Here is a 12297-nt window from a genome sequence, read left to right on the forward strand (position 1 = left end):
TTTTATAATTAATAGTAGGTGTTGTTAGCGCAACACCTATGTTTTTTATGGGAAAATAGTCTCTGAAAGAGTATTACCATTTATGTCAAAGCGCCCTTCCGTTATCTCAATTTCGTCTTCATTATTATTAATATTTTTTAATCGTGCATTGAATATACCTGATATAATCCCATTATCATATCTACTAATTGTTATATTACCAGAATTCTCATAAGAACAATAGTTTTTATAAATGTTTTCAGAATGGTCATATACTCTACAGAATATGTTTGTAGTTAATGGACTATCTACATTGTCTTGACAATTACTCTCGTTTACAATATAATTACTCACTTGTGTATTTTCTAAATCAAGAATATGCAAAACGATTTTTCCGGTTTTTTCACTTGCGTAATCATTAATAATTATTTCATTGTATAACCTATCTGGAGGGAAAGAAAAAATTTTCATTCCTCTATCTGATGAATTAAAAGTACCTGAACCATCTCTTGGTGTTAATAATACACCATCAATATAACACCCAAAAGTATTTTCTCCTGTTTGCGTTGCTTCTGGCAGTGTTGGTGTAAATGTGTTGTTGTCGTCATCTTTACTACAACCAAATAGTAGTAGTAAAATGAGTATTGTTGTAATTAATGTTTTTGTTGATTTCATAATTAGCTATTTTAATTTGTTTAAAATTAGTGGTTTGCTTTATTTTAGATGTCCTGAATTAAGCAAAATGCTAAAATTAGGACATGTTTTTTCATAATTTTAAAGTGTTAAAGGTGAAACAGTTGTTTAGTGATTGTTTTATAATTAATAGTAGGTGTTGTTCGCGCAACACCTATGTTTTTTGAAAGGTTGTATTTGATAATGTAGATCTATTAATGTCAAATCTTCCTTGAGTAATTTCTATTATATCTTCTGGGTCATCTCTGTTTTGAGCAGAACAACTAAAAGTGCCAGAGACTATTCTATTTTCTAAATCGAAGTATGTAATATTAATCGTGCCTCCATTTTCAATAGAGCAATACCATTTAAAAACTTGCAAATTGTCATCCCACATCCTACAACGGATATTTATATTTGGGTTAGCATCAATACCATTTTCGCAATTACTTTCATTAATAATGAAATTGCCTTCTCCATTATCTTCTAGAGCATTAAAATGTAATTGTAAAAGTCCACCATTACCACTTTTATAATCTCTAACGCGTAATTCATTATATGGTGAATTTTCTGGCCCTACAAAAAATAACATTCCATAGTCAGAGCCTAAAGTAGATCCTGTTCCATCTCTTGGAGTTAGCAACATTCCATCAATATAACACCCAAAAGTGTTCTTTCCAGTTTGAGTTGCTTCTGGTAATGTTGGTGTAAAAGCGTTGTTGTCGTCATCTTTACTACAACCAAATAGTAGAAGTAAAATACGAGTTGTTGTAATTAATGTTTTTGTTGTTTTCATAATTAGCTATTTTAATTTGTTTAAAATTATTGGTTTGCTTTATTTTAGATGTCATGAATTAAGCAAAATGCTAAAATTAGGACATGTTTTTTCATAATTTTAAATGTTAAAGTGAAACGATTGTTAAGTGATTGTTTTGTAATTAATATTTAGGTGTCGTTAGAGCGGCACCTATTTTTTTATGGATAAGAGGTTAAATTAACTGATGTTCTATTTATATCAAACCTTCCTTGTGTAATTTCTATACTATCTTCTGGGTTATCATAATTTTGAACAGTGCAATTAAATGTTCCTGAAATTATTCCGTTGTCAAAATCATACCGTGTAATGGTTAAAGTGCCACCATTTTCTATAGAACAATACCAATTATAAGTATTTGTTTGTTTATCTAAAAGTCTGCATCGAATATTTATATTGTTGTTAGCATCTACATTATCTTCACAATTACTTTCATTTATTATAAAAGATCCTTCTCCATTAGCATGCAAATCTATAATGTGTATGTCCATTTGTCCACCAGTGCCACTTTTAAAATCTCTAATATTAATTTCGTTGTAAATGTAATCTGGTGCATCGCCTAGAGCAGAAAAACTCATTCCAGTATCAGGAAATCCATTTGCTCCTTCTCCATTTCTTGGTGTGAGTAATACACCATCAATATAACAACCAAAAGTATTTTTACCAGTTTGTGTTGCTTCAGGAAGTGATGGTATAAATGCGTTGTTTTCATCATCTTTACTACAACCAAATAGTAAAAGTAAAATGAGTGTTGTTGTAATTAGAATTTTTGTTTTCATAATCATGTATTTTAAAATGTTAGTTTAAAGTTCAATAATTAATTGGTTTTATGTGTCCAGAAAATGGCATAATGCTGAAATTGGGATAGATTTTAAGTTTATGAAATACAAAAAATTAGTATTCTAATCTTGATTTACTTCCAAGTTTCCATTGTAATAAAATACCAATACTGTAAATTGTATTTATACTATTTATATTAGTATGAAATTGAAACCCTAAAGAAAATCGCTTTCCTGTTTTAAAGCGAATATTACTTTGCAATACTAAGCCAATAGTATTATTCTTATCTTTAATGTAATTATAGTCATAAGAAGTAAAAGAAAGAAAACCACCACTACTAGTTCCGGAACCAGGTATTATTTCTGGTGTCGTTATGGTTTGAGAAAAATAGCCCAAGCCACCAAAAACATCGAGATACAACCATTTTTTATCTTTAAATTCTTTACCATAAAAGATATCGAATTCTCGAAAAACCTTAGTTGTAGATGGTCCAAGTACAGAAATATTAAATTCGCTTCCAGATAAAGCAAAAGCTTTATAAATATGTTTATTCTTTTTAAGACTTAATGCAATGCTAACGGCAATACCACTGTTGCTATTGTCAAAATAAATATTAATAGGGGAAATATCAATACTATTAAACTGTAGCTTATTCTTGGTTTCTTGAGAGTAAGAATAAAAAGAGAGCAAGAATAGGAGAATAAAAAATCTAGTTTTTATGTGTCTCTATTTATTTTTTTTAATGGACACATATTGTTCGCTATTAATTATTTCCTTTGGCGATAAGATTTTTGAATATGCTCGTTTCATAATTGAATATTTAAGTGAATTTAAATATCAATATTTTTCTACCATAAGTTATCCTATAAAAAGCATAGTGCCATTATCTGGACAAATTTATGCGTATTACATGGTGTTATTAGACCTATATTGAGAAGGAGTTTTGTTTGTGAATTTCTTAAACGCACTATAAAAGGTGGACTTAGAATTGAAGCCACTTTCTAACCCAATAGCAGTTATCGTATAATTACTATAAGTTGAATTTATTAATAATGATTTGGCATAATTCACTCTATATTCATTAATAAGGTTCGTGAAATTTAAATTTTTATGAGTATTAATCACCTTAGATAAATGACTTGCGCTAATATTTAACTCTATAGAGAGATCTTCAAGGCACAAGTTTTCATTTAAAAACAACGCATTGTTTTCAATATGTTCACAAATCTCATTAAAAAATCTAGATTGGGAATCAACGATTTTATTTTTAATTTTAGGAGGCTTAGTATTTTTCTTTTCAAGAATATCTTTTCTAAGCCTTATTCTATCTGTCATTACATTATAGCGTATAAACCCTTGATAACCTATCCAATATAATACTAAAGAACTTCCAATTCTTAATAGTGAATACATGTTAAATTGTGGAATATCTATAAATATGTTAGATAGAATAGCCAATAACCAAAACAATAATACTAAACTACCTAATATAATAAATTGTTTCAACCACTTATTGTCATTAAATGAAAGTGCATATTTATAATTGAATTGCTCTTTAAAGATTATTTTATAACAACGGTAAAAAATGTAAAACGAAAATAGTGCATTTACTGCCTCTTCAATTCTAGTATATGAGGTGATTATATTTATTTCAATTTTAGTGTTGTAACATAGACTTATAAGTATTAAACGAAGAATAATTTCTATAAAAAACAAGTATATTATTAATTTGATATAGTTTTTGTATTTTTTTTCAACTAATAAAAAATGGATAAGAAAACTGTAAAAAGCAGGTACAATAAAAACATACCAAGGCACTTCTAAATTCTTAATAAAAAACCAAGAAGAGGAATAATCATTACTTATTAGCCAAGCTTGTATATTGTTAAGTGAAATACTTAGTACTAAAAGATTTAAAAATAGAATCGCTTTACTAATTTTCTTTTTAGGGTGATACATTAATGTTATGCTATTAAAAAGAAATCCATGTACAGCTCCTGTTAATAATATAATATTAAAGATATTTTCAAGCATAGTTTTATGATTGTTAGCGTTTATAAATGTAATTAATAGTTCTATAATAAAAAAGGAAAGATAATTCTGATAAGAGAATAAATTCTAATTTCGATTTTTCAGTTTAACCATTTAAAAATTAAAACGTTTAACAAATTACTAAGATAACTCGCTTTAACAATGAATATCTTTACAGCAAAAAAAATTACTCTATGTTGCGTTGGATAATAATCTCCATAATTTTACTAGTATTAGACTTTTATGCTTTTCAAACGGTAAAAACAATTACTAAAAGTTATTGGTTTTACGCTATTTATTGGCTAGCAAGTCTTTTTGTACTTGGTAATCTAATTTATCATTATTCTAGTTTTTCTAGATCAGATAGATTTACAATTAGTCATGGTTATGCTCTAGCCTATTTATTTGGACTTTTTGTGCCAAAGCTTATCTTATTGTTGTTTATGTTTGGCGAAGATATTGTGCGAGCAGTTTTGGCTATAATTAATAAATTATCGAATTCCAGCCCTGAAAATAGTCCCTACTCAACAAGTAGGCGCGGATTTGTTTCTAAAATTGCTTTGGGTATGGCGGCCATTCCCTTTGCTTCATTTATCTATGGTATTTTTCAAGGAAAATATAATTATAAAGTTATAAAGCATGTCCTTTATTTTGAAGATTTACCGGAAGCATTCGACGGGTACACCATTACTCAAATTAGCGATATTCATTCTGGAAGTTTGGAGAGTAAAGAGAAAATTTCTTACGGAATAGATTTAATTAACGAACAAGAAAGTGATGCTATTTTATTTACGGGAGATTTAGTAAATACTAAAGCTGAAGAGATGAATAGCTGGATTGATACCTTTGGAAAATTAAAGGCTAAAGATGGCAAATTTGCAGTCATGGGAAATCATGATTATGGATATTATGCCTACGGCAATGATAAAGCTTTAAACGAAGAAAATCAGCGTCAACTAGAAGTCGTTCATAAAAGACTAGGTTTCGACCTAATACTGAATGACAAGCGTAAAATAGAACGCAACGGACAAGCTATTAATATTCTTGGTGTTGAAAATTGGGGAGCGTCGAGACATTTTCCAAAACGCGGAAGCCTAAAAGAAGCCACAAAGTCTATTGGAGAAAACGATTTTAATATCCTTATGTCTCATGATCCGTCACATTTTGATTATGCTGAAATGGAACTTAATAAAAAAGACAGAAATAGTCATGATTTAGTTACAAACGAAACAAATGTTATTGATTTCGAGAAACATATTCATTTAACTTTAGCAGGTCACACGCATGGAATGCAATTTGGCATCGAAGTGCCATCTTTAGGTATTAAATGGAGTCCAGTAAAATACCGTTACCCAAAATGGGCCGGACTCTACGAAGTAGCAGGAAAGTTTTTACACGTAAATAGAGGTTTTGGGTACTTGGCTTTTCCTGGTCGCATTGGTATTTGGCCAGAAATTACAGTGATTACACTAAAAAAAGGAACGAAAGTTGCTTAATATGCTATTAAATTAAATAGATAAATCTATAAGTTGTTAAAAAATTGTAGATTTACAGTTATCATTTTAAACTAATACTTTAAGAAATGTCAAAATTCGGAGAATTAATCGATGTAAAAATCCCAGTTTTACTAGATTTTTTTACAGAGTGGAATGAAAAATCTACAGCTATGCATCCTATACTTCGTGATGTTGCAGCTGCACTTGGCGATAAAGCTAGAGTGATTAAGATTGATGTAGATAAAAACAAAGAATTATCGGAAGCTTTGCGTGTAAAAAGTTTACCAACTTTAATTATTTATAAAGATGGTGAAATGAAATGGCGACAAAGTGGAGAGCAAGATGCTAATACTTTAATAGCTATTGTTCAAGACTTTGTTTAAATATACCAAATGAATTACTTTATAATGCATTAGTAATTGCTTTAAAAGTATAGCCTTTTTTACTAAAATAGTCCAATACTTTTGGCAGTGCATACATCATATTTCTAGATGCCTTTACGCTATCATGAAAGACTACTATATTGTTTTTTGCAGATGCTTTACTAATTACATTTTTTAAGCATTGCTCTTTAGAGATTTTATGTTCCCAATCGAAAGCAATAACACTCCACATAATTATTTTGTAGCCTAAATGTATTAAAGCTTTACCTTGACTATTCTTCAATTGTCCAAAAGGAGGTCTATAAAGATTGTTGATCGGTGATTCTTGATTTTTGATTTCAGAATGAATAATTCCTTGCGCTTTTCTTATGTTCTCTAGATAGTTTTTAGTTGAAGTTTTCCAGCCTTTAATATGATCATGAGTATGGTTTCCAAAACTATGACCTTCTTTTAAAATAGCCTGAAAGATTTCTGGATGTTTAGCCACATTATTTCCAATGCAAAAAAAGGTGGCCTTTGCATTGTATTGTTTAAGTGTGTTTAGAGTCCATTGAGTAATTTCTGGTGTTGGACCATCATCGAATGTTAGATATAAAATTTTGTCTTTAGACGAAAAATCCCAAACATAGTTTGGGAATATTCGTTTTATAAATGGTGGTATTTTAGCAGGAATAAATGGCATGTTTATTCTTCTGTTTCAACCTCAATGGGTTCGATATTAGGGATGCTACTATCTCTATCAATATCGCGTTCTTCCCTTAATTGTGGACTATCGTCTTCTGGGAAGAGTCTACTAAATAGTTTTTCGTAATTATTAAAATTTAAGAATTCTTTTTCAGCAAAGTCTTCATCATATTCTACTAAAACGATTATTAAGGCTCTGTAACGTTCTAAATCTGTAACAATTTCTTGTCCGTTTTTAAGTTGATTATCAAGAGTCAGTTCGCTGTAGTATGTTAAATTTTCTTGATATTTTACTGCAACATCTTGAAACAATTGTCTTGCTTTGTCTTGCGACCCTACTTCGTAATAACCACTTACGTAAGGTTCTAATAAAGTATAATAACCAAATTTATCTACAGGCATATTTTCCATTGCAATGTCTGCAATGTTTTCTGCTTTATCAAGTTTGTTTTCTTGAATTAGTTTCTCCATTAAACGTGCTAGATTCCCTCTGTAAGTTATAGAATTCTTTCGTGTTTCTGGATCGTGGTAAATGTCATCACTACCACTATTTCCCCAATCCCAAGCTTTAACTTTGTCGTACATAAATTCACTGTCTACGCGACCCATATCAAAAGGATTTGCACGATCTGTAGGTGTTTTTATTGGTACGAGTTTGTAGCACATACCATCCAACTGCAGGTAGTCTTTCATCCAGATGTAATCATCTTCTCCAAAAGCACCACCAGTAAAGTAAATAGGGCGTTTCCAATCGTTATTAGCAACAATGTCTAGCATTAATAAACGTTGCTTGTAAATCGCGCTTTCTTTAATTTTTATATCTATATAATCAACCATAGCATCGGCATCTTTTTCCTTAACAATACCATATTTAATAGCATTAGCTTTATTGACAGGAATACGAATATTTTCTACTGGAAAATAATTTGTGTTTAATAATTGTGAAGGGTATTGATCTGTTTTTTCACCTTGTAATTGGATAATACGCTTAAACTTAGTCTTAGGATTATCACTAGAAACAAAATCCATGAACTCTTTAATCATTAAAGTATCTCTACTAAAAGTAGGCTTAGCTTCTTCCGTTTTTGGATCTACATAATATGTGCGTTTCATGATATAATCTCGCGTACCATATTTATACTGATCATGTGTTAATTGCGAAGGTACAGGATCACTCTCGTAAGCCTTTCGTTTCATCTGGTCTATATACCAATCGGTTTGGAATAAGCTGGTGTTTACAACACGAACATCTGTTCTATAGTTTTCAATTTCTTGAGCATACCATAGCGCAAACGTATCGTTATCTCCGATAGAGAATAGAATTGCATTTTCACCACAAGAATCTAGATATTTTTTAGCCATAGATAAGGCTGTATATTTTCCAGATCTGTCATGGTCATCCCAATTATTTACTGCTAAAATTAATGGCGCAATAAGTAAGCAAACTCCGGTAATTGCCAGAGGTAAAGCCGAACTTTTTACTTTATCTTTAAAGAACTCATACATACCATAGACACTAAAGCCTATCCAAATAGCAAACACATAAAACGACCCAACCACAGAATAATCACGTTCACGAGGCTCAAAAGGTCTTACGTTAGTGTATACTTGAATTGCGATTCCTGTAAAAAGGAAGAATACCAACAGCACCCAAAACGTTTTTTTGTCTTTATTAAATAAGAAGAATAGCCCAATAATACCTAATATAAGCGGAAGAAAAAAGTACGTATTTCTGGCTTTATTATTTTTCACATCACTTGGTAAATGATTTTGAGATTGACCTAAATGCATTTCATCTACAAAGTTAATTCCACTAATCCAGTTTCCATGATTGTTGTATTCTCCTTGAATATCGTCTTGTCGTCCTGAAAAATTCCACATAAAATAACGCCAATACATATAACCTAATTGGTATTGAAATAAATAGGTTGTAGTCGCTAAAAAAGAAGGTTTTTCAATATCTAAATACTCTTGACCATATTCTTTTAAAAACCTATGATAACCTTCATAATCAACATTTCCACGGGCAACTTCACCTTTAAACTGATTAATAAAAGCAACATCTTTTTGAACCCTTGGACTTAGAGCAACATTTAATTTTTCGCCATAAATCTCCATAAATTCGTCATACTCATTCTCTGTTAATTCGTTTTGTTGGTATTTTTCAACAAAAGCAGCAATTTTTTTCTGTGTGAACGGATCGATGTTAAATTTATCTTTTAAATTATAATCTAAAAAACCTGAAAACATCATGTAATTCTCTGCATGCTCACCACTCCACATTCTTGGTAAAACAGCAGCATGATCGTAATTGTAATTTTGTACAGCATCCTTGTAATCGTTAACAATTACGTATTCACCTTTTTCTAAATCTTTTTCATATTTAGGTTTGTCATCTCTGTAAGCATCTTTTTTGTTTTTATTTAAAGCAGCATATTGGTCTGTAAATAATGGTCCGTAAAACAAGTGTGTTTTTGGGTATTGTTCTAAATTGTAATAAGCCAAAAGCTCTCTAGCACTAGAAGGATTGTTTTCATTTATTACTACACCAGCATTAGCTCTAATGGGTAACATTAGCCAAGAAGAGAAACCAATAACTACAAATGTTAGACATAAAATACCTGTGTTAATATGTCTATAACCTTTTTCTCTTGTGTATTTTAAACTAAAATATATTGCAGCCACCAATAGAACGCCTGCGATTATAGATCCTGAATTAAAAGGTAAACCAACAGTGTTTACAAAGAAGATCTCCAATAGGCTGAAGAATCTTAGAATATTAGGAGCTAATAATTTAAAAATGAATAGTAGAATAGCAACCGAAACTATGTTTGCGATAATGAAATTCTTAAGTGTTACGGTTTTATAATTTTTAAAATAATAAATTAATCCTATGGCAGGAATCGTTAATAATCCCATAAAGTGAACACCAAATGAGAGCCCAATTATAAAAGCAATAAGAATTAGCCAACGGTTTCCTCTTGGATTATGCATGTCGAAATCCCAACGCAATGCGCAATAAAATAAAATAGACATTAATAAGGTCGCCATGGCATAAACTTCTGTTTCAACAGCATTAAACCAAAAAGAATCTGTAAAAGCAAACGTTAAACTTCCAACTAAAGCACTTCCTAAAATAGCATAGCCTTTAGCATCAGTAAATTTTTCAGAAGCAGTCATTTTTCGAAGTAACAATGAAATACTCCAAAACATAAACAGAATAGTAAACGCACTAGAAACAGCACTTAGCATATTAAGCATGAGTCCAATGTTTTCTGGTGACATAGCGAAGGTTGAGAAAAAGGCACCTAACATTTGAAATAAAGGTGCTCCTGGTGGATGTCCAACCTGTAGTTTTGCAGAGGTTAAAATATATTCACCAGCATCCCAATAACTAACCGTTGGTTCAACTGTTAAACTGTAAGTTATTAAAGCAATTAAAAAAGCGAACCATCCTAAGATAGTGTTCCATTTTTTAAAGTTTGAAGACCTCATACACGTAGTTTGTTTATTTTAATGGCGAATTTACTAATAAATATCAAATGAGAATGATAAAATTTTCATAACAGATTTTATTAAAACAGCTCATTTTCATATAACTGACTGAGTTTTCTAAAAAAAAGTAAAAAAATATAAATTTTTTTACCACAAAATGTTTGTGCAAATAAAACTTTGTTATAGATTTGCATCCTGTTACAAAATATTGGCCTATGGTGTAACTGGTAACACGTCAGTTTTTGGTACTGAAGAGTCTAGGTTCGAGACCTAGTGGGCCAACAAAATTAATCCTAATACATTTATGTGTTGGGATTTTTTGGTTTTACACGTTTGCTCGTGAAAAAAAGGCTCCGTTTTAGAGCCCCTTTTAAAATACTATGTTTTCAGTATTAAATCTTAAATGTGATTACTGGTCTTTTTGCATGATTTACAAGGTCTTCACTTAAACTCCCATTTAAAAAATGCGAAATCCCTTGCCTTCCATGTGTGCTAATACCTATAAGATCTGCGTTTAGAATATGAGAAAAGTTTAAAATTCCTTTCTCTACAGTTTCGTCATTGTATATGTTTGTCGTGTAGTTTGTAAAGTTTGTCCCTTCTATAAACTCAGAAATTTTCACTTTAGCACGAGCTGTTGTTTTAAAGTTAGAAACGGTATTTACCATTAATAGATGAATTTTTGCATTAAAAGCTTCTGCTAGTTTAGTTGCTTGTTTAAACGTTTCTCTATTGTCATTTTCAAAGTCGGATGCAAAAACAAATTCTTCAATATTAAAATCGTCATGCTCGTTTTTAATTACTAAAACAGGCTTTTCAGACGTACGTACAATTTTTTCAGCATTAGAGCCAATAAACATTTCTTTAATACCACTAGAACCATGAGATCCCATAACGATTAAATCAATGTCATGAGACTTACAAGTTTCTAAAATTCCAGTAGAAATATCATGGAAATCTACCATTTCTCTTACAGTAATGTCGGTTAAATAGTCTTTAGCCATAACACCTTCAAACTGCTTGTGTGCTAATTTCATGAAGTATACAGCTTCTGGTAAATCTGCTGGAGCATTTTTACCAATACTTGATAATGGTAAATCTAGCATGTGTAATAAAATAAGTTCGCAATTGTGTTTTTTAGACAATTGAGCTGCTACTTTTATAGCATTTTCGGCTTCTTTTGAAAAGTCCGTAGGGACAAGAATTTTTTTCATAATTAATGATGTTTAAGAAGTACTTCAATTTAATAAAAAAAAAGGACTTCTAAAAATCAATACTATAATACTTCTAGATTTTACGGGAAAGGTTTGTCTTTTTATGTTGTAAGGGGTGTTTTATTTTACTAGAAAATTTGACATAACACAACGGTAGTTTTTTGAAAAAGCAAAAGTCTGCTTTAGTTTTCTATGAAAATTAATAAAAACATCGTATATTTGCACCGTTGTAAGAAAAATGAATGTGAGCGGACGAAAAGTCCGCTCTTTTTATACTTAAAAATGTTTAATACCACAGTAAAAGATTTATTGAATGAAGCCTTAGAGGAAAGAGCCGATTTGTTTTTAATCGATTTCACTATTTCTGGCGACCAATCAATAAGCATAATTATCGATGGTGATAATGGTGTAAAAGTTGAAGATTGTATGTTTATTAGCAGGGCAATTGAAAATAATATTGATAGAGAAGAACATGATTTTTCTTTAGAAGTAGCTTCTTCTGGAGCAGCTGCGCCTTTAACGCTACCAAGACAATTTAAAAAAACTTAGGTAGAACATTAGAAGTTAGAACACAAACCGAAAACATTGAAGCAGAATTAATAAATGTCTCGGAGGAAGGTATTGAATTGACATGGAAAGCTAGAGAGCCAAAACCTGTAGGAAAAGGGAAGGTGACGGTTCAGAAAAATGCAGAAATAGCGTTCAACGATATTGTAGAGGCAAAAGTTATGATAAAATTTTAATTTAGT

Annotated in this window: 10 protein-coding genes, 1 tRNA gene and 1 pseudogene; 4 read left to right on the forward strand and 8 right to left on the reverse strand. The window is 30.6% G+C overall.

Annotated features, from left to right (window positions below; all coding sequences use genetic code 11):
• Window positions 1–45: 45 nt before the first annotated feature.
• The 5 genes from RH82_RS12255 to RH82_RS12275 form a co-directional block, all read right to left on the reverse strand.
• Window positions 46–654, reverse strand: coding sequence for a hypothetical protein (locus RH82_RS12255; protein WP_034061122.1), 609 nt, complete (start codon window positions 652–654; stop codon window positions 46–48).
• Between the two features lie 172 nt (window positions 655–826).
• Complete coding sequence (locus RH82_RS17885) at window positions 827–1447, reverse strand: hypothetical protein (protein ID WP_052158328.1); 621 nt, start codon at window positions 1445–1447, stop codon at window positions 827–829.
• Between the two features lie 179 nt (window positions 1448–1626).
• Window positions 1627–2244 carry a hypothetical protein gene (locus tag RH82_RS12265; protein WP_034061124.1) on the reverse strand — a complete coding sequence of 206 codons (618 nt, stop codon included), beginning with the start codon at window positions 2242–2244 and terminating at the stop codon, window positions 1627–1629.
• A 115-nt stretch (window positions 2245–2359) separates the two neighbouring features.
• Window positions 2360–2935, reverse strand: a complete 576-nt coding sequence (locus RH82_RS12270; protein WP_034061126.1) for a hypothetical protein — start codon at window positions 2933–2935, stop codon at window positions 2360–2362.
• A gap of 216 nt (window positions 2936–3151) precedes the next feature.
• Window positions 3152–4279 (reverse strand): helix-turn-helix domain-containing protein, encoded by a 1128-nt coding sequence (locus RH82_RS12275; RefSeq protein WP_034061128.1) that lies wholly within the window; start codon window positions 4277–4279, stop codon window positions 3152–3154.
• Window positions 4280–4470: 191 nt separating this feature from the next.
• On the opposite strand from RH82_RS12275, the gene RH82_RS12280 reads away from it, so the two are divergent.
• Together RH82_RS12280 and RH82_RS12285 are read left to right on the forward strand one after the other, a co-directional pair.
• Window positions 4471–5772, forward strand: coding sequence for a metallophosphoesterase (locus RH82_RS12280; protein WP_034061130.1), 1302 nt, complete (start codon window positions 4471–4473; stop codon window positions 5770–5772).
• Between the two features lie 86 nt (window positions 5773–5858).
• Window positions 5859–6155, forward strand: coding sequence for a thioredoxin family protein (locus RH82_RS12285; protein WP_034061132.1), 297 nt, complete (start codon window positions 5859–5861; stop codon window positions 6153–6155).
• Window positions 6156–6174: 19 nt separating this feature from the next.
• Here RH82_RS12285 and RH82_RS12290 read toward each other — a convergent pair whose 3' ends face one another.
• Window positions 6175–6837 (reverse strand): polysaccharide deacetylase family protein, encoded by a 663-nt coding sequence (locus tag RH82_RS12290; RefSeq protein WP_034061134.1) that lies wholly within the window; start codon window positions 6835–6837, stop codon window positions 6175–6177.
• Window positions 6838–6839: 2 nt separating this feature from the next.
• Window positions 6840–10334 carry a glycosyltransferase family 117 protein gene (locus tag RH82_RS12295; RefSeq protein WP_034061136.1) on the reverse strand — a complete coding sequence of 1165 codons (3495 nt, stop codon included), beginning with the start codon at window positions 10332–10334 and terminating at the stop codon, window positions 6840–6842.
• A 209-nt stretch (window positions 10335–10543) separates the two neighbouring features.
• Between RH82_RS12295 and RH82_RS12300 the strand changes: the two genes are divergently transcribed.
• Window positions 10544–10616 (forward strand) — tRNA-Gln (locus RH82_RS12300).
• 110 nt (window positions 10617–10726) lie between these two features.
• Here RH82_RS12300 and RH82_RS12305 read toward each other — a convergent pair.
• Window positions 10727–11548: a universal stress protein gene (locus RH82_RS12305; protein ID WP_034061138.1), complete on the reverse strand. Its 822-nt coding sequence runs from the start codon at window positions 11546–11548 to the stop codon at window positions 10727–10729.
• A 282-nt stretch (window positions 11549–11830) separates the two neighbouring features.
• On the opposite strand from RH82_RS12305, the pseudogene rimP reads away from it, so the two are divergent.
• A pseudogene (rimP, locus tag RH82_RS12310) lies at window positions 11831–12291 on the forward strand (ribosome assembly cofactor RimP).
• Window positions 12292–12297 lie beyond the last annotated feature (6 nt).

Origin of the sequence: Lacinutrix jangbogonensis, assembly GCF_000797445.1 — a bacterium.
In the GTDB taxonomy this organism is placed as follows: Bacteria; Bacteroidota; Bacteroidia; order Flavobacteriales; family Flavobacteriaceae; genus Lacinutrix; species Lacinutrix jangbogonensis.

Coding starts and splice junctions, on each gene's coding strand:
- RH82_RS12255 (WP_034061122.1), bottom strand. CDS start 654: ATGAAATCAACAAAAACATTAATTACAACAATACTCATTTTACTACTA.
- RH82_RS12280 (WP_034061130.1), top strand. CDS start 4,471: ATGTTGCGTTGGATAATAATCTCCATAATTTTACTAGTATTAGACTTT.
- RH82_RS12285 (WP_034061132.1), top strand. CDS start 5,859: ATGTCAAAATTCGGAGAATTAATCGATGTAAAAATCCCAGTTTTACTA.
- RH82_RS12275 (WP_034061128.1), bottom strand. CDS start 4,279: ATGCTTGAAAATATCTTTAATATTATATTATTAACAGGAGCTGTACAT.
- RH82_RS12295 (WP_034061136.1), bottom strand. CDS start 10,334: ATGAGGTCTTCAAACTTTAAAAAATGGAACACTATCTTAGGATGGTTC.
- RH82_RS17885 (WP_052158328.1), bottom strand. CDS start 1,447: ATGAAAACAACAAAAACATTAATTACAACAACTCGTATTTTACTTCTA.
- RH82_RS12290 (WP_034061134.1), bottom strand. CDS start 6,837: ATGCCATTTATTCCTGCTAAAATACCACCATTTATAAAACGAATATTC.
- RH82_RS12265 (WP_034061124.1), bottom strand. CDS start 2,244: ATGAAAACAAAAATTCTAATTACAACAACACTCATTTTACTTTTACTA.
- RH82_RS12305 (WP_034061138.1), bottom strand. CDS start 11,548: ATGAAAAAAATTCTTGTCCCTACGGACTTTTCAAAAGAAGCCGAAAAT.